Here is a 22,833-nt window from a genome sequence, read left to right on the forward strand (position 1 = left end):
AGCGCCCATGAGCCCGTCCAATACCGCAACATTCGGCCCGGGCCTCCCTGCGCCACTGTCGCTCGACTACCAGCGCTTCCTGCAACTGGGCAGCCGCCGTGCCCCGCACACCCTGCACGTGCACGAAAGCGGCTACCGTTCCGGCACCATCAACACCGATGCGCTCGGTTTGCGCTACAGCCATTGCGCCGGCAAGCGATTCTCGGCCGCCGAGTATGGCAGCACCGGCCGTGTCAACTTGCTCGTCGGCGGTTCGACCGCATTGGGCATCGGTGCCAGTTCCGATGAGAATACGGTGGCATCACAGCTGTCGATGCTCACCGGGGAAGTGTGGTTGAGCCTGGCTGGCTGTGGGCTCAATGCCAGCCAGGAACTGCTGCTGTTTCTCACCCATCAGCACCGTTTTGGCGAAGTCGGCCACGTGGTGGTGCTCAGCGGGATCAACACCTTGGCCCACGAGGGCCTGGGTGAGGTGCTGGGCGGCCCACACGCTGCACTGCACGCCAAGGCCTATCAGCAATACCTCAACAGTTTCAACGAAGGCATGCTGCCTACCGGCCCGGCACGCCGGGACTCGCTGTGGCAACGCCTCGGCCAGGCCCTTGCCCCGCGCCGGCCCACGCCGGTGCCCGCCTGGCCCTTGTCCGCCCCGCAGAAGCGCCTGGCGCATGCTGCCGACAGCATTGGCCGCACCTTGCGCCAGTGGGAACGCATGCTTGCCGACAGCCACGCCACCCTTACCTTCATTCTTCAACCGCTGCTGCCATGGTGCCGTGAAACGCTGCCTGCCGGAGAGCGAGCCATGCTGTCGGCATTGGAACAGCAACCGACCAACTTCGACCGACTGCTTGAAGGCGCCTTCGACAGTCAACTGCACATGGCCTTCTTCAGGCGCATCAAGAGCCAGGCAGATCCGGTGCCGTGTTACGACATGAACAGCATGCTCAGCAGCTCCCCTGTATTCGGGGCCGAGCTGTTCATTGATCGCTTGCACCTGAACGATTTGGGCAACAATGCGCTGGCCAAGGTGATCACCGCCAAACTGGGCCTGGCCCAGGAAAAACATGCTCAACGCAAGGTCACACCGATCAAGCTCGTCTGACAAATGTGCGTTGCCCTTTCGGTCGGGGCTTCCGGTTGGCTAGAATAGGCCGTCGTTCCGATACGCCAGAGGCGAACGTGTACTTGTCATGAACACCCGAGCCGTCTACCAGTACCTTTCCACTTATCCGGGCTGTGGTGCCAGTGAGGCCTGCCTGTGAGTGGTTTCGCCCGCGTGCCCGCACTACTCATCTCGCTGATGCCGTTTGCCGCACAAGCGCTCGACGTGCGTATCGACCCGCATGCCGACCTGCTTTATCGCCAAGCCCTGCCATTGCTGGAGCAGGCCGATAACCAGGACGATAACGCCAACACGCTGCGCACTGCCATTGGCGGCGATCCGGAACTCAAACGCCAGGGCCAGGCCATGGCCCGTACGCTTCCAACTGCGGTAGCCCTGCTTGAAAAGTCAGTGGAACTCGGCCATCCCGTGGCCCAATACCGCCTGGCGCTGTACTACACGACCTACCTGCCAGCGGCGCAAATCCCTGATGCTGCATGCCCCTTGCTCGAGGCCAGCCTACAACAGGGCTTTGCCCCACCCGCGACGGCGATCGCCACCTGGTGCCCACCGTATAACGCCAGCCCCCGTTACCGCAAAGCGCTCGAAGCGATCCCGGGCATGGCCACGCTGTATGCGCCCTACTACCCGCAACCGGCCACTCGGCTGGCTTGCAGCCGCAGCCAGCCACAAGGGCTGGAAATGCAGTGGGGGCGTCAACGCGACTATCAGGCCGAGGTGTATCGGTTGCTGGGCGACCTCGATCCGCAGCACCGCCGGGACTTGCTGCAAAAGGCGGTGGAAATCAATGGTTGCGCAGCAGCACAACGGCGGTTGACCAGCCAGCGTTGAACGTTGTTCTGGCAGTGGCAAACCAGCAAGATCGTTCAAGCCACCTGCCCCGCCCTCTGGCATGCTGCGCTGCCGAACAACAGTGTTGCAGCCATCATGCAAAGCAGTCCGCCTATTGCCCGCCAAGCTTTTCTGCACGGCGCCATCGCCATTGTTCCGTTATCGCTGGCCGTTGCCCCTTGGGGCCTGCTTGCTGGCTCGATGGCCATCGAGGCCAACCTCAGTGCCTGGGAGGGTCAGGGCTTGTCGGCGATCGTGTTCGCTGGCGCCGCGCAACTGGTAGCCATCGGCATGCTCAAGGGCGGCGCCAACCTGCTGTCGATTTTGCTGACCACACTGCTGCTCACCTCGCAGCATCTGCTTTACGGCTTGTCGATGCGCCCGGTGCTGTCGAACCAGCCGCTGCGCTGGCGCCTGGGCCTGGGTTTCCTGTTGACCGATGAGTTCTTCGCGTTGACCAGCCACTATGACCAACAGCAATTCAACCGCTGGTACGCGCTAGGTGTCGGCCTGACCTTCTACGTGGCCTGGAACCTGTTCACCCTGGCCGGGATCGTGCTGGGCCAGAACATCCCGCATCTGGACCAGCTGGGTCTGGATTTTTCCATTGTCGCCACCTTTGTCGCCCTGATCGCCCCACTGGTGCGCAACCTCGCCACGGTAGTGTGCGTGGCGGTGTCGCTGTTCTGTTCAGTGCTTTTCAGCTACTGGCACTGGGAAACCGCGTTGGTAGCCGCTGGCCTGCTGGGCATGGCTGCCGGATTTGTCTGCCAGAAATTTTCCGGAGGCCGCGCATGACCTGGCTACTGATCTTTGCCATGGGCGCCGTAGTGTTCCTCAATCGCTACGCTTTCCTGGAACCGCGCCTACCGCTGCGCCTGAGCTCCAATGCCCGGCAGTTTCTGGGTTTTGCCGTGCCGGGCATGCTCACCGCCATTTGCGGGCCTATCGTCTTCCTGCCCGGCCACCAGCTGGACCTGAGCCCGCTCAACCCCTACCTGCTGGGGGCTGTAGTGGCCATCGTTCTGGTGTTGTTGACCCGCAGTGTATTGCTGAGCATGCTGGTGAGCATGTTGATCTTCTTCCTGCTGCGCAGCTGGCTGACATGAGCACGCCCCTGCGCGAACAAACCCACCTTTGGCAGGCGCCCGCGCTGGGCGATGTCGAGATGCTGCATGCGCGCTACATTCAGCAACGCTTCGCCCCACATGTTCACGAGGGTTACGTGTTCACCGTGATCGAGTCGGGTGCCCAGCGCTTCTGGCACCGCGGCAGCGAGCACCTGGCGCCCGTGGGCAGCATGGTGCTGATCAACCCTGACGAACTGCATACCGGCGCCACAGCCCATGAGGCTGGCTGGCGCTACCGCGGGTTTTATCCGGAGCATGAACGGGTGACCGGCGTGCTCGACGAGCTGGAACTGGGCCGCCACGGCATGCCCTGCTTCAAGGACAGCGTGATCCAGGACCCGGCCCTGGCCATGGCCTTCAGCAAGCTGCATCAGCTGTCCGAAGCCAGCGCCAGTGCCCTGCAGCAACAGACCGCCTGGCGCCAGGCGGTTCTGGCCCTGGTACAACGACACGGGCAATGCGCTGAACCCGCTCCCCCTGGCCACGAACCACTGGCCGTAGCCCGCGCCCGCGAGCTGCTGGAGAGCCAACTGGCAGAACCGCCATCGCTCGAAGCACTGGCGGGCGCGGTTAATCTATCGCCGTTCCATTTCGCCCGGGTGTTCCGCCAGGCCACCGGCCTGCCACCGCATGCCTGGCTGAAGCAACGGCGCCTGGCCCGTGCCCGGGAAATGCTCAAGAGCGGCGTGGCTGCGACCCACGTGGCTTTCAACCTGGGCTTCGCTGACCAGAGCCACTTAAGCCGGCAATTCAAACAGGCCTATGGCGTGACGCCAGGGGCCTATCGCACCGCCTGCCTGCAAAGGTAACTGCTGCTACACTGACATGGCTGAATTGGAGGATCCTGCCATGTCCGAAAGAGAGCTCACCACCCTCATATCGTTGATGAACCAGCGCCAGGCCTGCCTGAGCAGTGCCTGCAAAGAGATCGCCGACTGGATCGACCGGCAGGGTGACGTGCCCGCCGCTGGCAAGATCCGCGCAAGCCTCAAGGCCCTGGAGGCCGACGAAGCCCAGGTCCGCAAGACCTTGACCTCGCTGACCCTGGAAAGGCCGCTGCCGCGTTTTCGCAGCTGAATGAAGTGGGGCCGCTTAGCGGCCCCGGGTCAATCAGTGCTTCATGTGCATGTGGTCGTGCCCACCGCCCATCTCGGCGTTGAGCGCCCGTACCTCTGCCTGCACTTCCAAGGTTTCCTTGCCACCCTTGGCATCTTCCACGGTCAGGGTCAGCGGGACTTTGTCACCCTCCTTCACCTGCTGCGTCAGGCCCATCAACATCACGTGATAGCCATTGGGGTCCAGGCTTACCGGCTTGCCGGCTGGCAGCTGCACGGCCTCGACCTGTTTCATGCCCATCACATCACCGTTCATGGTCATCTCATGCACTTGCACAGTCTTGGCCACAGGCGATGCCACCCCTATCAGCTTGCTGTCGCTGCTGGCAGTCAGGGTCATGAACGCACCGGTGGACTGCTGGTGCGGTACGCTGGCACGTACCCAGGCATCACTGACGGTGGTCTGGGCCAAAGCCGGCAGCGCCAGGCCCAGCAGCGCAATAGCGGCCAGGCCGCGCTTGAACGGGTGCAGTGAAACAGCCATTAGCAGATCTCCATCAGGGTGACCAGGTCCTCGGCGCATTCCTTGGCGTTCAGGGAATGGCCCAGGCTCAGGCGCAGGGTGCCACGCGTGTCGTAGACGTAGCTGGTGGACGAATGTGAGATGGTGTAAGTATCACCGGCCGGGACCTTCTCGTAGAACACCTTGAACTCCTTGGCCACCTCGGCGATTTCCTCCGGGGTGCCAGTCAGGGCCATGAACGAGGGGTCGAAGGCCTTGACGTAGGCGTCGAGCACTTCGGGGGTGTCGCGCTCAGGGTCCAGGGTGATGAACACCACCTGGAACAGATCGCGGTCGCGGCCCCGGAGCTGCTTGCGGATTTGCGCCGCTCGCGCCAGGGTGGTCGGGCAGACTGCCGGGCACTGGGTGAACCCGAAGAAGATCATCGGCATGCTGCCGTAGAAGCTCGACAGGGTGACGTCGTTGCCCTTGGTATCCTTGAGACGGAACTTGCGCCCCAGGATTTCGTTGCTCATGTTCTTGCCGTACTTGAACTCGAGCCCTCGGGCCGGGTTGCAGCCTGCCAGCAGGCCGAGCCCGAGAACGCCCATCCCGGCGACGACTGCGCGCCGGGTCAACAGATCATTCATGGAACCATCCTTTAAAGGGAAGGTGCCGACCCTCGGGACGGGCCGGCCGAAAAACCGGGGCATTCTGGCATGACGCCCCAAGCGCTTCTACCCGACCAAGGCGGTGATGGCTTGCAGCCCTTTAAACACGGGCTGCGGCCTGTTGTCGCAGGGGTTGAATCCGTAACAGTTTGTTGCTAGGAGCTTGTGGCCAGCCGGTCGCCGAACTACCGATCAGTAGTACGCGTTTTCTTTCTGGGTGTGGTCAGTCACATCCCGCACGCCCTTGAGCTCCGGAATGCGTTCGAGCAGGGTCCGCTCGATGCCGTCCTTCAGGGTTACGTCGGCCTGACCGCAGCCTTGGCAACCACCACCGAACTGCAACACGGCAATGCCGTCGTCGACCACATCCACCAGGCTGACCTGGCCACCGTGGCTGGCCAGACCTGGGTTGATCTCGGTCTGCAGGTAGTAGTTGATACGCTCGTTGATCGGGCTGTCTTCGTTGACCATCGGTACTTTGGCGTTCGGCGCCTTGATGGTCAGCTGGCCGCCCATGCGGTCGGTGGCGTAGTCGACCAGCGCGTCTTCCAGAAACGGCACGCTGACGGCATCCAGGTAGGCAGTGAAGCTCTTCAGACCCACGGCGGTGTCGTCAGGCTTTTCTTCGCCCGGCTTGCAGTAGGCAATGCAGGTTTCGGCGTACTGGGTGCCCGGCTGGGTGATGAAAACGCGGATGCCGATGCCAGGCGTGTTCTGCTTGGAAAGCAGATCGGCCAGGTAATCATGGGCGGCGTCGGTAATGGTTATAGCGCTCATGGAAGTTCCTCACAGACTTGCGGCCAAGTGTACGCCAAGCTGGCCTTCGAACAAAGTCCTAGCATTTGACTCGGGAAAGAGCAAACGCCGGCGTTTGCTCCCGCGGTGCCGCCAGCCACGCCTGCATCCGCCGGTACAGGCCCCGCTCCAGCCACTGGTAGCTGAACCACGACATTAGTCCAATGGACGGCACGCACAGCGCAAAGACCAGGTAGGGGTTCAAGTGCAGGCGCTGGCTGGCGAACCAGCCCGCGTACAGCACCAGTACGTGGATCAGGTACACCGAGTACGAGCAGTCCCCCAATGCCTTGAGCAGCCGGTTGCCCTGGAAGTACGGCTCAAGCGCTACAAATGCCAGCACTATCAGTGCACCGGGAAGGCCCCAATGCAAGAGCCGTTGGGACGCGTCCAGGTGGTAGATCGCGTAGCCCGCCACGCCCAGCACCGCCAGCGGCAACCACAACCCCTCGCGCACCAGGCCGCGGCGATAAAGCACACCGATGCCGATACCGAGCAGAAACTCGTAGATGATGCCGTTGTTGTAGAAGCGGCTGAGCACGCCAAGGCGGCCCAGCACTTCGCTGACCAGCAGCAGTGCAGCGGTCACCAGCAGCAACTGGTGGCGCTGCCGGACAAGGAATGCCAGGCCAAACAAAAGGTAGAAGAACATCTCGAAGTTCAGCGTCCAGCCAACGTTCAAGGTCGGGTACAGGCCGTAGCCACCGGGGTTCTCTGCCGGAATGAACAGCATCGAGAGCAGCAGGTGATGCCAGGTGAATGCCTGGTGTGGCATCCATTGGCTGAAGGCCAGCAGCAGTAGCGCCATCAACAGGGTGTAGAACCAGTAGGCAGGGACGATGCGCAACGCGCGGTTGAGCAGGAACCGACGCGGCTCAACGGGCTTGTCTCGGGTCGAAAGGTAGATTACCAGCCCGCTGATGACGAAGAAGATGTCGACGCCCACGGCGCCGCGGTCAGTGAGCAGTTGGCCGATGGGGCCAGTGGCATGGAAGTCGAAAAAGATCTGCATGAAATGGTGGCAGACCACCACCCAGGCGGCGAACGCCCGCAGTGCCTGAAGCGAATACAGCATGGATCACCCTGCGATTGCCTTGGTGCATTGAGGCCACAGTGGGGGCTGCCTGGCAGCCCCGGACCACCCAACCTTTCCGACCGCAGGTGTGCCGGAAAGGTCAGCGCAACCGATCAGAGGTTCTCGTAGCGGTTCATGTCCAGCACCCCGGACTCCAACGGCTGGGTTTCCTTGATATAGGTGCTCAGGTCGTGGAAGTAACGCCAGAACTGCGGGTGGCTGCGGCGCACGCCCCAGCGCATGACGATACGTTCAAACCTGGCGGCATCGTCGCGCGCGTATTCCATGTCTTCGACGAACTCCGGCACATCCGCCGCCGGGATGTTGAAGATGAAGTTCGGGTAACTGCTGAGCACCCCGGGGTACAAGGTCAGGGTATCGAGCCCCGGCTGGTAGCGCGCGGCCTCGCCCAGCAGGAACGCGACATTGCTGTGTGCACGGTTGCGCAGCAGGCTGTAGACCTGACGCTGGCCGCCTTGCCCTTCGATGCGCAGCAGGGTGGCTTCAGGCAACTGGTTGATCACCTTAAGGCCTGCGGCCGGGCGTGATACGAGACGGCTGAGCGACTGCTCGACGTTACGGAATTCTTCATTCATCTGCGGCCGCGAGCAGTAAGCACCCTGGCAGCGGTTGATCGGGTCGGGCGCAGCGTTCAGGCTGCCGGTGCGCTGCAGCAGCTTGAGGCCGAAGTCGCGCTTGGGGTCGCGTGGGTCGAGCCTGATGCCGCTCGGCGTGTCAGTGTCGATGTCTTCATAGTCGAGCCACATCTTCACTTTGCCGCTGTTCTGGTACCAGTCGCTGAGAATTGCACCACGCTGGTCCGCTGGCATCAGGCGCAGGAAGTTGACCTCGGCACCATTGCGGATCAGGTCGAAGTACAGCCGCGTCTGCAACTGGTGCGAGACATTGCCGAATACATCGAAGTTGACCGCCAGCTGGTAATAGGTGCGTTCGAATAGCGGGTAGTCGAACAGCCACACCGTCAGCGGCACATCGCCGACCAGGCCCTTGGTCACCGAAGCGCTGTCGAAGTGGCGGAAGATGCTGAGCAGCGCATTGTCGTTGCCGGCCCACAGGGTCGACCAGCCCGGCGCCGGCATTTCGGCGTAGGCCTCGCGACGCAGTTTTTCATACTCGTTGCGCTTGTCACGGTAGGCATGCCAGAGGTTGAGCACACTGCCCACGTCATCGATCTGGCCCGGCATGGCGAGCAACGGTGTGGCCTGGCCACGGTACGCCGCATCGGTGACGTAGCGGTCGTGCGCCGGTTCCTGGAACAGCGCCCAGAAGTTATCGCGGATCACATCGGTAGCGATCTGCCCACGGCACACCGGCCCGCGGATGAAGGTGCGGACGAAGTACTCGGCGTTGTCCAGCATGAACTGGTAGCGCGCCACCGCCGGGATCGCCTCGAAGGTCTCGAACGGGTTGGCCCGGTGGCGCGGCCCATACCCCGGCAGCGCGCTGGCGTGCCAGTCACCGGCATAGAACAGCTGCTTCACGCGCTTGAGCTTTTGCGGCCCCATCGGGTAGGTGATGTGGGTTTTATGCACGATCACACCCTGCACCGGAATCAACCGGTAATAAAAGTCGGTACCCGGCGGGTCGTTGGGGCGGCGCGTGGCAATCAGGTCGACCGGCTGGCCGCTGGGCGTGCGCGAGCGCACCCATTGGAAGAAGTGGCCCTGCTCGCCGCCGACGAAATGGATGTGCGCCAGGAACAGATGCTCGTACAGCCAGCGCCCGACCAAGGCCTCGGTAGAGCCCGGTCGATTGAGCAGTTCTTCCCAGTCGGCAATCTGTTTGGCCTCGGCCGCGCTGGGTTGAATGGGCTCATACTCGACCGGCGCACCTGCAGCCAGCCAACCCTGCAGGGTCTGGTATTCCTTATCGGTCAGGCCAGTGACCGCCAGCGGCATACCCTCTTTGGGGTGGGCGCCGGCATAGGCATCGAACTCATGGGGCAACGGGCACATGTTGTTGCGCGCGAGCCCCAGGACGATATCGTCGGGCAGCTTGGCGTTGGGGGTAAGCGGCGCCTTGTGCCCCAGCTCCAGCATGCGTGCCATCAATGCGGCCTGGCTGCCCTGGCCGTCTAGCACGGAATAGAAGCCCTTCTTGCGCCACTGCTCTTCGCTGTGCGCATCGTAGAACAGCCGCGTGGTCGGGACTGCCTTGCTCCTTTCACCTTGGTACACCGGTACCTTGGTTGCACCACGCACTGCGCCTTCGGGGCTCTCCAGCTTCAGCTGGCAGGCGGCGTCGTTGCAGGCATGGCAGGCCACGCACTTCTCGGTGAAAATCGGTTGAATGTCCCGGGTGTAGGAAATTACCGCGCTCGATTGGGGGGCTTGTGCGAGCGCGACGCTGCTGAGCAGCAGCGCGAAAGCGCCGACAAGAAAACGATGCACCATGTGCCGAAAGTCCTGGGTTCTAGAAAAGCCATCACGTTTGCCTGGTCGACCATGGGTGCTTCACGGCGCAACATGAACGAAATTCATGCGAATGGCCAATGCGCCTAAAAACCGCGCAGCTTTGTTATGATTCCGCACCTTCTGATATTCGCCCGACCAGGTAGTTCCTATGTCCGACCGCAGCGCTCGTCTCCAAGCACTCCAGCACGCACTCAATGAGCGCATTCTGATCCTCGACGGCGGCATGGGTACTATGATCCAGAGTTACCGCCTCGAGGAACACGACTATCGTGGCACGCGCTTCGCCGATTGGCCAAGCGATGTAAAAGGTAACAACGACCTGCTGCTGCTCAGCCGCCCCGATGTCATCGCTGCCATCGAGAAGGCGTACCTGGACGCTGGCGCCGACATTCTCGAAACCAACACCTTCAACGCCACGCAGATTTCCCAGGCCGACTACGGCATGGAGTCGCTGGTCTACGAGCTGAACGTCCAGGGCGCACGCATCGCCCGCCAGGTGGCGGACGCCAAGACCCTGGAAACGCCGGACAAGCCACGCTTCGTTGCCGGCGTGCTCGGCCCGACCAGCCGCACCTGCTCGATTTCCCCGGACGTAAACGACCCCGGCTACCGCAACGTCACCTTCGACGAACTGGTGGAAAACTACATCGAGGCGACCCGCGGGCTGATCGAGGGTGGCGCCGACCTGATCCTCATCGAGACCATCTTCGACACGCTCAACGCCAAGGCAGCGATCTTCGCCGTGCAGCAGGTGTTCGAAGATGACGGCATCGAACTGCCGATCATGATCTCCGGCACCATCACCGATGCCTCGGGCCGTACCTTGTCCGGCCAGACTACCGAAGCGTTCTGGAACTCGGTACGCCATGCCAAGCCGATTTCCGTCGGCCTGAACTGCGCGCTGGGCGCGAAGGACCTGCGCCCTTACCTTGAAGAGCTGTCGACCAAGGCCGACACCCACGTTTCCGCCCACCCCAATGCCGGCCTGCCGAACGCCTTCGGCGAGTACGACGAAACCCCGGCCGAGATGGCTGCCGTGGTCGAAGAGTTCGCGGCCAGTGGTTTCCTCAACATCATCGGCGGTTGCTGCGGTACCACGCCCGGGCACATCCAGGCCATCGCCGAGGCAGTGGCCAAATACAAGCCGCGCCAGATCCCGGAAATCGCCAAGGCCTGCCGGCTGTCGGGCCTGGAACCGTTCACCATCGACCGCCAGTCGCTGTTCGTCAACGTCGGTGAGCGCACCAACATCACCGGCTCCGCCAAGTTCGCCCGGCTGATCCGCGAAGAGAATTACACCGAAGCGCTGGAGGTCGCCCTGCAGCAGGTAGAGGCCGGTGCTCAGGTAATCGACATCAACATGGACGAAGGGATGCTCGACTCCCAGGCCGCCATGGTCCGTTTCCTCAACATGATTGCAGGCGAGCCGGACATCTCTCGCGTGCCGATCATGATCGACTCGTCGAAATGGGAAGTGATCGAAGCAGGCCTCAAATGCATTCAGGGCAAGGGCATCGTCAACTCGATCTCCATGAAAGAAGGCGTCGAGCAATTCAAGCACCACGCCCGCCTGTGCAAACGCTACGGCGCGGCCGTGGTGGTGATGGCCTTCGACGAGGTCGGCCAGGCCGACACCGCCGCGCGCAAGAAGGAAATCTGCCAGCGCAGCTACGACATCCTGGTCAATGAAGTCGGCTTCCCGCCGGAAGACATCATTTTCGACCCGAACATCTTCGCCGTCGCTACCGGCATCGAAGAGCACAACAACTATGCCGTGGACTTCATCGAGGCCTGCGCCTACATCCGTGACCACCTGCCACATGCGCTGAGCTCGGGCGGCGTGTCCAACGTGTCGTTCTCGTTCCGCGGCAACAACCCGGTGCGCGAGGCGATCCACTCGGTGTTCCTGTTCCACGCCATCCGCAACGGGCTGACGATGGGTATCGTCAACGCCGGCCAGCTGGAAATCTACGACGAGATCCCGGCCGAGCTGCGCGAGCGGGTCGAGGACGTGGTGCTCAACCGCACCCCCGAAGGTACCGATGCATTGCTGGCCATCGCCGACGACTACAAAGGCGGCGGCGCCACCAAGGAAGTAGAGAACGAAGCCTGGCGCTCACTGCCGGTCGGCAAGCGCCTGGAACATGCGCTGGTCAAAGGCATCACCGCACACATCGTCGAAGACACCGAGGAGTGCCGCCAGCAATGTGCGCGCCCGATCGAAGTCATCGAAGGGCCGCTGATGAGCGGCATGAACGTGGTTGGCGACCTGTTCGGCGCCGGCAAGATGTTCCTGCCGCAGGTGGTCAAGTCGGCGCGGGTGATGAAGCAGGCCGTGGCCCACCTGATCCCGTTCATCGAGGCCGAAAAAGGCGACAAGCCCGAAGCCAAGGGCAAGATTCTCATGGCGACGGTCAAGGGCGACGTGCACGACATCGGCAAGAACATTGTCGGCGTGGTCCTGGGCTGCAACGGCTATGACATCGTCGACCTCGGCGTGATGGTACCGGCAGAGAAGATCCTGCAGACCGCCCGCGACGAGAAGTGCGACATCATCGGTTTGTCCGGCCTGATCACCCCGTCGCTGGACGAGATGGTTCATGTTGCCCGGGAAATGCAGCGCCAGGGCTTCGAGCTGCCGTTGATGATCGGCGGCGCCACCACGTCCAAGGCCCATACCGCAGTCAAGATCGAGCCCAAGTACAGCAACGATGCGGTGATCTATGTGACCGACGCCTCCCGCGCGGTAGGTGTGGCCACCCAGTTGCTGTCCAAGGAACTCAAGCCCGACTTTGTTGAAAAAACCCGCCTGGACTACATCGAAGTGCGTGAACGCACTGCCAACCGCAGTGCCCGCACCGAGCGCCTGAGCTACGCGCAGGCCGTGGCGGCCAAGCCGAAATACGACTGGGCCGCTTATCAGCCGGCGGTCCCTGCCTTCACAGGCGTCAAGGTGCTGGACAACATCGACCTGCGCACCCTGGCCGAGTACATCGACTGGACGCCGTTCTTCATTTCCTGGGACCTGGCCGGCAAGTTCCCACGCATCCTCACCGATGAAGTGGTGGGTGAAGCGGCAACCTCGCTGTACAAGGATGCCCGCGAGATGCTCGACAAACTGATCGACGAGAAGCTGATCAGTGCGCGCGCCGTGTTCGGCTTCTGGCCAGCCAACCAGGTTGCCGATGACGACATTCAGGTCTACGACGACAACGGTCAGCCCCTGGCCACCTTGCACCACCTGCGCCAGCAGACCATCAAGCCCGATGGCAAGCCGAACTTCTCCCTGGCCGACTTTGTCGCGCCCAAAGACAGCGGCGTCACCGACTACATGGGTGGCTTCATCACCACCGCCGGCATTGGTGCCGAGGAAGTGGCCAAGGCTTACCAGGACAAGGGCGACGACTACAGCTCGATCATGGTCAAGGCCCTCGCCGACCGCCTGGCCGAGGCCTGCGCCGAGTGGCTGCACGAGCAGGTGCGTAAAGAGCACTGGGGTTATGCGCGCGACGAGCACCTGGACAACGAGGCACTGATCAAGGAACAGTACAGCGGCATCCGCCCTGCCCCAGGCTACCCGGCCTGCCCGGACCATACCGAAAAAGAAACGCTGTTCCGCCTGCTCGACGGCACAGCCATTGGTGAAACCGGCCCCAGCGGCGTGTTCCTCACCGAGCACTTCGCCATGTTCCCGGCTGCGGCGGTCAGCGGCTGGTACTTTGCTCACCCGAAAGCGCAGTACTTTGCCGTGGGCAAGGTCGACAAGGACCAGATCGACAGCTACAGCGCACGCAAGGGCCAGGATGTCAGCGTCAGCGAGCGCTGGCTGGCACCGAACCTGGGGTACGACAGCTGACGTTCGTGGGGCCGCTTTGCGGCCCCATTTGCCATCTACACTGTCCCTGATTGCCTCTGAATATCCAAGGAGCCAGCATGGACGATTCCAGTCAAGGCAAACCCCCTACCTTCTGGCAGATGCTGCACAGCATCCTGGCCGCCGCGCTGGGTGTGCAGAGCGGCAAGAACCGCGCGCGCGACTTTACCCATGGCAAGGCCAGCCACTTCATCGCGCTGGGCGCACTGTTCACCTTGGTGTTCATCCTGATCCTGATCGGCCTGGTACGACTGGCGCTGCACCTGACCGCCCACTGAAACGCAACCCGCCCGCGTAATTCCCTTGCGCGGGCGGCTCAAGTTGCATCACGGCCTGGAGCTGAGGCTATTGGTGGCTGACCCAGTACACGGCAGTGACCACCACCAGGACGATCAGGCAGAGGATCGCCCAGGCATCGACGCTGCTGTCAGCTTTGCGGACCTTGGTTGTATTTCCCATTGCATTGCCTCTTGTAGTGGTTATGGGAATGCACTTCACAACCAGCAGTTAAGACGAGCAATGCCCTTCTCTCAAGCAGGGTTTTTCAGTAGTCGACAGGTGACGTCAGGAAGGGATACCGGTAAGTCGGCGGGCGTCCTTGGGCGCTGAAACGCTGGAAGTCGACACCATAGTCGTCCTGTTCCGCCAGCTTGAGCCAACGCTTTGCCTTGTCTGGATCGATCGACTGCAAAACCGGCATCACATGGTCGCGCTGACCATCCCGTGCGATATCCACACCATAGGCATCGTCATGCAGCATGACCATGGCCCAGCCGCCGAGACTGAAATGCCCACCCATCAGCACCCCCAGGCGCCCTTCGATACGCGCTCTCAAGGCCTCGGGGGAGCTGTTGACGGCGCTGAACACTACATCTTGCCCAGGCTTGCGCCCCGCAGCCTCGAACGCGCGCATGGCGCCAAAGGCCATTTCGTCGTTGGCCGACCACACCAGCTTGATATCCGGGTAGCGCTGCTGCAACTGCTGCGCCTGTTCAAAGGCGCGCTGGCGGTTCCAGCCACCGTAAACCACCTGCCGCAGGCGCACCTGAGGGAAGTCGGCCAAAGCGCGACGCATGCCTTCTTCACGCAACTGCGAGGCGGGCGTGGTCTTGAGCCCGGCGAAAGCCACCAGGTCCACCGGCTCGTTACTGGGCGGCAGCAAAGCGACCATCTGGTGCAGCATCTGGTAACCGGCCTGCTCGTCATTGGCCGTCAAGGCCCCTAACAAAGCGCCGTACTTTGCGGGCTGGGCTTGAATGCTGCTCGCCTGGCTGGCGGTCAGCCCGTTGTTGACCAGTAACAGCTTGACCCCGCTACCTTGCGCCAGGCGAATGATCTGCGGCGCAACGTACCGCTCGTTGACCAGCACGAGGTATTCCGGGCGCTGCGGGCCCTTGAGCACCGCCCGGGCCTGGCTCAGGGCGCGCTCGGGATTACGGGCGCTGTATTGCACCTGCAGCGCCATGCCCAGGTCATCAGCCGCCGCTTGCATGAAGCGCGAGTAACTGACCCAGAACGTCTCTGCGGGTAGGCCCGGATTGAGGAAAACCACCGAAGCGGCCTGAACGCTGGCTGCCAGCGGCAGGCTCAGGCACAAGCTGTAGCACAATGCCTTGAGCATGCGGTTACATCCTTACCAACAAACCCGCGAGTATAAACCTGCGGCGCTGAGTGACGGATAAACGCCAGTCAATCTCACTTAGTTCGTTTGGTTCTTTTCATATGCAAAAACATCACTTTAGCGCATAAACGCAACCTGATATCGTTTCCCCGCTCCGAACCGGAGTGCGCGGCCGTGCGCGCGAATAGCTGCATGCAGCCTGAGACAGGACTTTTATGTACGTATACGACGAGTACGATCAGCGGATCATCGAGGACCGCGTCAAGCAGTTCCGTGATCAGACCCGCCGCTACCTGGCCGGTGAGCTGAGCGAAGAAGAATTCCGCCCTCTGCGCCTGCAGAACGGCCTCTATATCCAGCGTTTCGCCCCGATGCTGCGCGTCGCCGTGCCCTACGGCCAGCTGAACGCCCGCCAGGTTCGCACACTGGCCAAGATCGCCCGCGATTACGACAAGGGCTATGCCCACATCTCCACCCGCCAGAACGTGCAGTACAACTGGCCGGCACTTGAAGACATCCCGGACATCCTTGCCGAACTGGCCACCGTGCAGATGCACGCGATCCAGACCAGCGGCAACTGCCTGCGCAACACCACCACCGACCAGTTCGCCGGTGTTGCCGCAGACGAAATCATCGACCCGCGCCCCTGGTGCGAGATCGTCCGCCAGTGGACCACCTTCCACCCGGAATTCGCCTACCTGCCGCGCAAGTTCAAGATCGCGATCAACGGCTCGAAAGAAGACCGCGCGGCCATCGAAGTGCACGACATCGGCCTGGAGCCGGTGCGCAACGCTGCCGGTGAGCTGGGCTTCCGCGTGCTGGTCGGTGGCGGCCTGGGCCGTACCCCGGTGGTCGGTTCATTCATCAACGAATTCCTGCCGTGGCAAGACCTGATCAGCTATCTGGACGCCATCCTGCGTGTGTACAACCGTTACGGCCGTCGTGACAACAAGTACAAGGCGCGGATCAAGATCCTGGTCAAGGCCCTGACCCCGGAAGTGTTCGCCGAGAAGGTCGAGGCCGAAATGGCCCACCTGCGTGGCGGCAGCACCACCCTGACCGAAGAAGAAGTACAGCGTGTTTCGCGCCACTTCATCGACCCGGACTACCTGGCCCTGGACAACGTCGACTACAGCGCCCAGGACGCCGAATACCCAGGCTTCGCCCGCTGGCGCTCGCGCAACACCCGCGCCCACAAGCGCCCTGGCTACGTGGCCGTGACCCTGTCGCTCAAGCCCACCGGCGTTGCCCCGGGCGACCTGACCGACAAGCAGCTGGACGCCGTGGCGGACCTGGCAGAGCGCTACAGCTTCGGCTTCCTGCGCACCTCGCACGAGCAGAACATCATCCTCGCCGACGTCGAGCAGCGTCAGCTGCACGCCCTGTGGCTGGAGCTGCGCGAAGGAGGTTTCGCCACGCCGAACATCGGCCTGCTGACCGATATCATCTGCTGCCCTGGCGGTGACTACTGCTCGCTGGCCAACGCCAAGTCGATCCCGATCGCCGAATCCATCCAGCGCCGCTTCGACGACCTGGACTACCTGTTCGACATCGGCGAGATCGACCTGAACATCTCCGGCTGCATGAATGCCTGCGGCCACCACCACGTCGGCCACATCGGCATCCTCGGCGTGGACAAGAAGGGCGAGGAGTTCTACCAGGTGTCCCTGGGCGGCAACGCCGCGCGCGACGCGAGCCTGGGCAAGATCCTTGGCCCGTCCTTCGCCCAGGACGACATGGCCGACGTGATCGAGAAGCTGATCGCCGTGTACGTGGAGCAACGTACCGAGGAAGAGCGCTTCATCGACACCTACCAGCGTATCGGCATCGACCCTTTCAAGGAACGCGTCTATGCAGCGAATCATTAAGAACAACCAGATCGTCGACGAAACCTGGCACCTGCTGCCCAAGGAAACCACGATCGACGAACTGACCAACTGCGACGACTACATCGTCCCGCTGCAACTGTGGCGTGACCATGCCCATATGCTCAAGGCTCGCGACGGTGGCCTGGGCGTGTGGCTGGACAGCGATGAACAAGCGGAAGAGATCGGTGATGACGTGCAGTACTTTCAGGTCATCGCCCTGAACTTCCCGGCCTTCACCGATGGGCGCAACTACTCCAATGCGCGCCTGCTGCGCGACCGCTACCAGTTCAAGGGCGAGCTGCGCGCCATTGGCGACGTACTGCGTGACCAGTTGTTCTACCTGGCCCGCTGCGGTTTCGATGCCTTCGCCATCCGTGCCGACAAGGACCCGGAAGATGCCCTGCAAGGGCTGAAGGACTTCTCGGTGACCTACCAGGCCGCCACCGACGAGCCGCTACCGCTGTTCCGCCGCCGTTGATCGTCTCCCGGCATGGCCCACCGCACGGTGGGCCATGCTCCAGTTCATGCAGCCACCTCGCTGCACGGCTTTTCAACCCCTGCGGTCAATGGGCCTTCTGCTTACCCCCCAGGGATCCAGTTCTGCAGCCCCGTCCCGTTCTGCCCGCAGCCGAGCCATTGCTTCACGCACGCGCTCCATGACCGCCTCACTCAGCTGGTTCTGTTCGAGGTTGACCGTGTGCGGGTGCGCTTCGACCCAGCTCAACGCCTCCTCGCTCAATGTCACGATCCGGTTGCCACGCAAGTCTACGACCAGGTTTGGCTGGCGCTGCAGCAACGCCAGAGGAAAACTGCGAAGGCCCGTGGCACGCAACGACACGTACTGCAGGTGAACGTTGTAGCGCAACTGTGGCGCTACCCCTAATGGGTTAGCGTCAAGGTTTAGCACCTCCAGCCTGGAGAACCATTCCAGCCGCAACTGGCTTTGCGCGTCGAGTGTTATGAGATTGTTCTGCATGAAGAGCTGGGTCAACCTGCCCAGAAGATTCAACTGTGCCGGGACAGTGAGCAAGCGGTTCGCTGCGACATCGAGAGTGCTCAGTTGCACAAGGTTGCCAATACTGTCCGGCAACGCACTCAGGAGATTACCGCTCAATTGCAAGCTTTCAAGGCTTGCCAGTTGCCCAATCCGCCCATCAAGCGCAGCGATCTGGTTGAAGGAGAGGTCCAGATGGGTCAGTTCGGTCAACTGCTCGATGCCAGCCGGTAGATCGGCAAGTTGATTGCCACTGAGGTCCAGAGCGTTCAATTCGCTCAAGTACTGCAACCCCGGCACCGTTTCGAGCATGTTGCCGCCAAGGTTCAATGTGCGCACCCGCGGCAAGTGCTCAAGTCCATCAAGCGTTCGCAAGCAATTGCCAGAGAAGTCGACTGTTTCCAGATTGGGAAAACGACGCAGGAAATCAGCCTCGATAACCGTAATCTGATGGTTGCACACTGACAGGTCACGTATTTGTTCAAACATGATGCCTGGGGGCAGCACGGGTAAAGAACTGACGGTCCACCCTTCGCTGCTCGAACGCCGGGGCGGGACATCATTGCTGTAATCCGACTGCCAGAAATGGCGCAGGACACCCGCCAGATAGGACCGCGCCAGATATTCCGGGTCGCCAGGCTCCCCGCACCACATCGCCAGGCTACTGTCCAGACGCCTCGACAGATGGGCAAACGCGCGCGAGCCAGGACCATGAGGTAGCTCGAGTCGATACCACGTCCGGTAGTTGCCGCGGGCCAGCGCCAGCGTCAACGCGACCTCCTCCTGCGTGCGCTGCTCTGCAATTCCAGCGCCTGCATTGCTCGGTGCCTGCTCTTGCTCGCCATTGGCCGCTAGTGCGGCTTGCCGTTCTGTGTAGGCTTGCCGTATGGCCGCGAACTGATCGGCGTACGCGAGCCGTACATGATCCTGCCAGAATGCCTGCTGAGCCAGGAACTGGCTCAGCGCCTCAGCTGTTTCGGCCTCGTACACCGCGGCCTCGGCTGCGACCAGTTGGTCCGGCGCCACGTTGGCGACATGCTTGAAACTCAGATAGGTCGGTTGGCCGTAGATACCCAGCGACTCTGCAAGCTGTACCCGGAAGGCCAGGTAAATCTCACTTGGCTTGAAGGGCACCGAGCGCTGGCTCAGGCTTTCGATGTACCGCTCAGCGAAGCGGTTCACCTGATCAAGCCTGAACAACTCACGGCCCAGGCTGCGCAGCGCTTGCTCGACTTGCCTACCGCGCACGCCATCGGTGCGCAACGCCACCTGCAGGTGGACGATCAAGGCATCGAGGTCGGCGCCTGCGCCTGGTACCGCTGCCTGATGGAATACCGCCCGTCGAATATGAGCATGGTTGTACATGGCATAAAGCAGCTCACCCACACGACGCCGCATGTCTTCGGTTTCAAGAGCAAATTTTTCGGTCTGCAGCAACGCTGTGAGAAAAGCAAAGAACTCTTCGCAGCCTGGCTCTTGCGCCAGCGCCTGCCAGTACCTGCGACGCGGCGCAGCCTCGCGCTCGGTCAGCCCTTCGAGCCACGGGGCAATGCCCTCTGCGCCCTGCTGGCCGATCGCTTCAGGCTCGATCGCCAGCCGCTCGAGTGCAACCGGTGATAGCGGATTGCCCTGCAAGCTTGCGCAGCCGGGGTTGGCGCGTAACCAGCCGGCCTGCGCTTCACTGATGTCGACGATGCGATTGTTACGCAAATCGAGCTGTTCCAGCTGTGCCAGTGCACTGGTATCCGGTATCGAGGTCAGCCGGTTGGAAGACAAGTCCAGGCGCCGTACATTGGGAAAGCGGGCGAGCAAGCCCTCGCTGAGCGCCGTCAGATCAAGATTGCGCAGTACCAGGGAAGTCACATGGTCGAAGTGAACGCGCTCCGGCAGTTCGGGCAGACTACCCAGGCGTGAACCCTCCAGAATCAACGCAGGATGGCCGTCAGTGTCGTGAGTGCGACGTTGCCAGGCGTGACGAATCCGCCGTGCCATGCGCGCCCGCCGGATCAACTGAATCGGCCCCGACGATTGCCGACGCCACAGCCCCAACGCCTGATCAAGCGTTCGCAGCTCTTCACACAGGCGCAGGTAGTGATTCCAAGGTGTCAGCCCAAGCGTGCGGGCGTTCTGCTCAAACTGCTCCATCGCGCTTTCGTCGAAATCGGGGAACAGCCGTTGAATACCCCGACGCAATGCGCGATTGCTGCTTTCGCCACGGCCACTCAAGGGGTAACCCAGGCGCCCGTCGCCCAGCCGTACCGGCGGCCTGAAACCAAGGCCGACTGGCGCCATGCGCAACAGTGAAGCGGCGAGCTCGCGTTCTTCGCTGGCCCATTGCGACATGGCCTGGGCCAGTGTTTCGGGGGCGTCGCTGGCATCGCCCAACATTCGTTTCTGCCAGGGATCGAGCTGCAGCAACAGGGCCTGGAACAGGCTGTCGTCAGCTCTGGCCAATGGCAACGGGTTTGCACGCGCATCCAGCGCCTGATACCCCTGGGCCGTTCGAAGCACGGTGCGTACCTCGCTGGCCGCTTGCGCTCCGGCCGACGCAGTCATTTCACCCGACAGCGTGTCACCGCGCAGCTCGATGCGCACTCCTCGCCACGGTGCGCGCTCGGCGATCATGCCCAATGCCAGTTGCTCGGTATCACGATTGATTGCTGCGGTTTGAAGCAGGCCCGCACAAGCGCGGTCCAGGCGCGTATCGCGCACGTACCAGCGCGCCTGCTCGGCCAAGGCCAACGGCACACGCTGGTGCGCGAGCATATGCTCCACCTGGTCCTCGGGCGCATGTTCGATGATCTCACGCGCACCCATTACCGACAGGCCGGGAAAGTCCCGGCGAAGCAGGGTTTCGGCTTCGCCGGGCATGGGCTGCTGAGCCTGCAGCTGCCGCTCGAAGGCCTCCCCGTTCAGCTCTGGCCGCTGAGCGTGCAACTGCTGCCTCTGCACCGCATCGTGCAAGCGCGCCGGCGCCTGTGCCTGTTCCACATGCAAACGGCGCAGTTGGTCCTGGTTGAACCCCGTTGCCCGCATCACCGCGTGTATGGCCTGCTCATCGAGGTGCCCCCAGCCCGCGTCGAGGTCCTGAAACAGCTCAGCGCTGGCGTGCCATTCCTGGGGCGTCTCCAGTTCATGCTGCCAGCAAGCGCCCTCGTTGCCCTCGAGCAGCGGCGCATAAGCATTGGGACGCACGGGATGGCGGATGCGACGCTGCTGCGTTTGAGCTTCCAGGTAGGTCAAATGGCTGGCCAAGGGTGTACGCACATACTCTGCACCTTGCAGACTGATCAACTCACCGACTGCTCCTCGGTCTCGGACGGCATAGCCTGGCAGCCTGGGGTCACTCAACTTCAATGTATGTTCATCCGTGTAGACCGGCACTAGATCTGCGACGCGAGCATCCTCCACCAGGCGGTGCGAAGCCGCGCCTGCGCCGGCATTGACTGCTGTCATAGCCACGGTTTGCGCTACGCAATACAAGTGCTCCAGCGCGCTCTGGCGGTCCCCCAAGCGCCAATCGGCATAGCCCTCGTACACGTCGTCAGCCACCTGCAACGCGGTGATCCCCAGCAATGGCAAAGCCAGTGCAGGTAGCGCGAAGCTCGCCAGGCCCAACGCATCGATGGCAAAGCTCAGGTAGAAATGCAGGCGCCTGTCGCGCTGCTGCGCGTCCACTTCGGCAGTGGGTATGGCGTGCACTTTGGCATTGTCCAAAAGGGTGTCGATCAGTTGGCGGCGCAGGTATTCGAACAACGGCTGCTCGATAGGCTCGTAACGACCATCGAGCTGGACCGGCACATTCTCGGCAGTATCACTCAGCGCCTGGGTCAAGGCACGGGTGTAGGCACTCCGGTCACGCTCACCGATAAAGCGTTCGAAGAATTCGACGTAACCGGGCAAACGGAACTGTTTACCCAACGTCATGAACAGCGATGCCCAAGAGGTATACCAGGTCAGCGGGCCTTGAGGATCATCAGGGATCCAGCACAATATGCCCTCGAACTCGTCACCGGTCGCGCGCTGATGGGTTATCTCGAACGCCACCGCGCCCCGCACCAGCCGGCCGAACACACGCAGTTGCATGGGCCGCAGCCCAGAGATGGAGGGGGGTGTAGCTGAGATCAAGTCAATCAGCGGGGCACAGTGTTCATAGGCATGCCTTGCTATTTCACCATTGACCAGTGCCAGCCTCAGCGCCGCCTCGAGACTCGTGCGATAACCTGCCTCGATCAGCGTGCTCAGTTGTTTCCCCGCTTCACCACCGGGCGTCAACTGCGCGCGCAGGTACGCCTGGTAACGCCCCCCCAGGTCGAGCGAGCGGCACAGGGCAAAGAATGCTTTGGGCGAGAGCGCGCAAGCATTCCCTGATGCATCCAGCACCGCAGTGCCCTGCATGATGCTGGTGGCGAACGTTTCACCTTCGGTAAAGTTATGCAACGCCGATTGCAGCAGGCTGTGCTGGTAGATCTGCTCTTTGACCCCATCCGGCACTTGCGCAACATGCGAGGGATATCGCTGCAGGGTTCTGCGCCGCAGCGTGGCCCGACGCACATCGACACCAAGTTGATGTTCCGCCTGCAGAGCTTCTCGCAGCAGCGGCTCGGCAAATGCATCGAGTGGGGTGATCCGCGCCAGCCATTCGTGCAACTGATGCTGTAGCTGCTGTTGTCGCTGCTGGCTCTGGAGCAAGCTGTTGAGGGTGTCGGACGCAAGTTCGGTCAGCCAGGCGGGCAAGCGACTGGCAATCAAGGCATTGGTGGAGTCATCAGTGAACGGCTGACTGGGCATCGCGGGCTCCTAGGGCGCAAAACAGCGATTGCACCACCGCGTGACGAGGCTTTTGCGTTAACTATTGC

Annotated in this window: 17 protein-coding genes; 10 read left to right on the forward strand and 7 right to left on the reverse strand. The window is 62.1% G+C overall.

What is annotated here, in order from left to right:
* Positions 1–7 precede the first annotated feature (7 nt).
* From ACMGGN_RS12590 to ACMGGN_RS12615, 6 genes are all read left to right on the forward strand, one after another.
* A complete protein-coding gene (locus ACMGGN_RS12590) occupies positions 8–1,102 on the forward strand; it encodes a hypothetical protein (RefSeq protein ID WP_115275288.1) in 1,095 nt (364 codons plus the stop codon).
* A 198-nt stretch (positions 1,103–1,300) separates the two neighbouring features.
* A complete protein-coding gene (locus ACMGGN_RS12595) occupies positions 1,301–1,954 on the forward strand; it encodes a sel1 repeat family protein (protein WP_414156832.1) in 654 nt (217 codons plus the stop codon).
* Between the two features lie 96 nt (positions 1,955–2,050).
* On the forward strand, positions 2,051–2,752 hold the full coding sequence (locus ACMGGN_RS12600; RefSeq protein ID WP_046787357.1) for an AzlC family ABC transporter permease: 702 nt from the start codon (positions 2,051–2,053) through the stop codon (positions 2,750–2,752).
* A complete protein-coding gene (locus ACMGGN_RS12605) occupies positions 2,749–3,063 on the forward strand; it encodes an AzlD domain-containing protein (RefSeq protein WP_039605278.1) in 315 nt (104 codons plus the stop codon). The genes ACMGGN_RS12600 and ACMGGN_RS12605 overlap by 4 nt, the downstream gene beginning before the upstream one ends.
* Positions 3,060–3,893 (forward strand): AraC family transcriptional regulator, encoded by an 834-nt coding sequence (locus ACMGGN_RS12610; RefSeq protein WP_174141651.1) that lies wholly within the window; start codon positions 3,060–3,062, stop codon positions 3,891–3,893. Before ACMGGN_RS12605 ends, ACMGGN_RS12610 begins: the two co-directional genes overlap by 4 nt.
* A gap of 40 nt (positions 3,894–3,933) precedes the next feature.
* Positions 3,934–4,161 carry a hypothetical protein gene (locus ACMGGN_RS12615; protein WP_012313790.1) on the forward strand — a complete coding sequence of 76 codons (228 nt, stop codon included), beginning with the start codon at positions 3,934–3,936 and terminating at the stop codon, positions 4,159–4,161.
* 33 nt (positions 4,162–4,194) lie between these two features.
* Here ACMGGN_RS12615 and ACMGGN_RS12620 read toward each other — a convergent pair whose 3' ends face one another.
* The 5 genes from ACMGGN_RS12620 to ACMGGN_RS12640 all read right to left on the reverse strand — a co-directional run bounded on the left by ACMGGN_RS12620 (position 4,195) and on the right by ACMGGN_RS12640 (position 9,596).
* Positions 4,195–4,683, reverse strand: coding sequence for a copper chaperone PCu(A)C (locus ACMGGN_RS12620; protein WP_046787231.1), 489 nt, complete (start codon positions 4,681–4,683; stop codon positions 4,195–4,197).
* Positions 4,683–5,291, reverse strand: a complete 609-nt coding sequence (locus ACMGGN_RS12625; protein WP_012313788.1) for an SCO family protein — start codon at positions 5,289–5,291, stop codon at positions 4,683–4,685. Before ACMGGN_RS12625 ends, ACMGGN_RS12620 begins: the two co-directional genes overlap by 1 nt.
* A gap of 213 nt (positions 5,292–5,504) precedes the next feature.
* Positions 5,505–6,089, reverse strand: coding sequence for a Fe-S biogenesis protein NfuA (gene nfuA / locus ACMGGN_RS12630; protein WP_012313787.1), 585 nt, complete (start codon positions 6,087–6,089; stop codon positions 5,505–5,507).
* A 58-nt stretch (positions 6,090–6,147) separates the two neighbouring features.
* Positions 6,148–7,182, reverse strand: a complete 1,035-nt coding sequence (locus tag ACMGGN_RS12635; protein WP_161871547.1) for an acyltransferase family protein — start codon at positions 7,180–7,182, stop codon at positions 6,148–6,150.
* Between the two features lie 113 nt (positions 7,183–7,295).
* Positions 7,296–9,596, reverse strand: a complete 2,301-nt coding sequence (locus ACMGGN_RS12640; protein WP_414156816.1) for a fatty acid cis/trans isomerase — start codon at positions 9,594–9,596, stop codon at positions 7,296–7,298.
* A gap of 169 nt (positions 9,597–9,765) precedes the next feature.
* On the opposite strand from ACMGGN_RS12640, the gene metH reads away from it, so the two are divergent.
* Together metH and ACMGGN_RS12650 are read left to right on the forward strand one after the other, a co-directional pair.
* Complete coding sequence (metH, locus tag ACMGGN_RS12645) at positions 9,766–13,473, forward strand: methionine synthase (protein WP_174141649.1); 3,708 nt, start codon at positions 9,766–9,768, stop codon at positions 13,471–13,473.
* A 77-nt stretch (positions 13,474–13,550) separates the two neighbouring features.
* Entirely contained in the window at positions 13,551–13,769 is a 219-nt protein-coding gene (locus ACMGGN_RS12650) for a DUF2970 domain-containing protein (protein WP_115275295.1), read from the forward strand.
* Positions 13,770–14,035: 266 nt separating this feature from the next.
* Here the strand turns inward: ACMGGN_RS12650 and ACMGGN_RS12655 are convergent, their stop codons facing one another.
* The gene (locus tag ACMGGN_RS12655; RefSeq protein ID WP_115275296.1) at positions 14,036–15,112 is read right to left on the reverse strand and encodes an ABC transporter substrate-binding protein; all 1,077 of its coding nucleotides are present in this window, start codon (positions 15,110–15,112) and stop codon (positions 14,036–14,038) included.
* A gap of 215 nt (positions 15,113–15,327) precedes the next feature.
* Here ACMGGN_RS12655 and ACMGGN_RS12660 point away from each other — a divergent pair, with 215 nt between their 5' ends.
* A complete protein-coding gene (locus tag ACMGGN_RS12660; RefSeq protein ID WP_046787237.1) occupies positions 15,328–16,980 on the forward strand; it encodes a nitrite/sulfite reductase in 1,653 nt (550 codons plus the stop codon).
* On the forward strand, positions 16,964–17,458 hold the full coding sequence (locus tag ACMGGN_RS12665; RefSeq protein ID WP_115275297.1) for a DUF934 domain-containing protein: 495 nt from the start codon (positions 16,964–16,966) through the stop codon (positions 17,456–17,458). Before ACMGGN_RS12660 ends, ACMGGN_RS12665 begins: the two co-directional genes overlap by 17 nt.
* Positions 17,459–17,530: 72 nt before the next feature.
* On the opposite strand, the gene ACMGGN_RS12670 is transcribed toward ACMGGN_RS12665, so the two are convergent.
* The gene (locus tag ACMGGN_RS12670) at positions 17,531–22,765 is read right to left on the reverse strand and encodes an NEL-type E3 ubiquitin ligase domain-containing protein (protein ID WP_414156817.1); all 5,235 of its coding nucleotides are present in this window, start codon (positions 22,763–22,765) and stop codon (positions 17,531–17,533) included.
* Between the last annotated feature and the right edge of the window lie 68 nt (positions 22,766–22,833).

This window comes from Pseudomonas sp. BNK-30 (genome assembly GCF_047456185.1).
GTDB classification, from domain to species: domain Bacteria; phylum Pseudomonadota; class Gammaproteobacteria; order Pseudomonadales; family Pseudomonadaceae; genus Aquipseudomonas; species Aquipseudomonas putida_E.

Excerpts from the sequence above, each read along its gene's own strand:
- ACMGGN_RS12650 (WP_115275295.1), top strand. The coding sequence starts at position 13,551 with ATGGACGATTCCAGTCAAGGCAAACCCCCTACCTTCTGGCAGATGCTG.
- ACMGGN_RS12635 (WP_161871547.1), bottom strand. The coding sequence starts at position 7,182 with ATGCTGTATTCGCTTCAGGCACTGCGGGCGTTCGCCGCCTGGGTGGTG.
- ACMGGN_RS12625 (WP_012313788.1), bottom strand. The coding sequence starts at position 5,291 with ATGAATGATCTGTTGACCCGGCGCGCAGTCGTCGCCGGGATGGGCGTT.
- ACMGGN_RS12590 (WP_115275288.1), top strand. The coding sequence starts at position 8 with ATGAGCCCGTCCAATACCGCAACATTCGGCCCGGGCCTCCCTGCGCCA.
- ACMGGN_RS12655 (WP_115275296.1), bottom strand. The coding sequence starts at position 15,112 with ATGCTCAAGGCATTGTGCTACAGCTTGTGCCTGAGCCTGCCGCTGGCA.
- ACMGGN_RS12615 (WP_012313790.1), top strand. The coding sequence starts at position 3,934 with ATGTCCGAAAGAGAGCTCACCACCCTCATATCGTTGATGAACCAGCGC.
- nfuA (WP_012313787.1), bottom strand. The coding sequence starts at position 6,089 with ATGAGCGCTATAACCATTACCGACGCCGCCCATGATTACCTGGCCGAT.
- ACMGGN_RS12665 (WP_115275297.1), top strand. The coding sequence starts at position 16,964 with ATGCAGCGAATCATTAAGAACAACCAGATCGTCGACGAAACCTGGCAC.
- ACMGGN_RS12600 (WP_046787357.1), top strand. The coding sequence starts at position 2,051 with ATGCAAAGCAGTCCGCCTATTGCCCGCCAAGCTTTTCTGCACGGCGCC.
- ACMGGN_RS12670 (WP_414156817.1), bottom strand. The coding sequence starts at position 22,765 with ATGCCCAGTCAGCCGTTCACTGATGACTCCACCAATGCCTTGATTGCC.
- ACMGGN_RS12640 (WP_414156816.1), bottom strand. The coding sequence starts at position 9,596 with ATGGTGCATCGTTTTCTTGTCGGCGCTTTCGCGCTGCTGCTCAGCAGC.
- metH (WP_174141649.1), top strand. The coding sequence starts at position 9,766 with ATGTCCGACCGCAGCGCTCGTCTCCAAGCACTCCAGCACGCACTCAAT.
- ACMGGN_RS12620 (WP_046787231.1), bottom strand. The coding sequence starts at position 4,683 with ATGGCTGTTTCACTGCACCCGTTCAAGCGCGGCCTGGCCGCTATTGCG.
- ACMGGN_RS12595 (WP_414156832.1), top strand. The coding sequence starts at position 1,301 with ATGCCGTTTGCCGCACAAGCGCTCGACGTGCGTATCGACCCGCATGCC.
- ACMGGN_RS12605 (WP_039605278.1), top strand. The coding sequence starts at position 2,749 with ATGACCTGGCTACTGATCTTTGCCATGGGCGCCGTAGTGTTCCTCAAT.
- ACMGGN_RS12660 (WP_046787237.1), top strand. The coding sequence starts at position 15,328 with ATGTACGTATACGACGAGTACGATCAGCGGATCATCGAGGACCGCGTC.
- ACMGGN_RS12610 (WP_174141651.1), top strand. The coding sequence starts at position 3,060 with ATGAGCACGCCCCTGCGCGAACAAACCCACCTTTGGCAGGCGCCCGCG.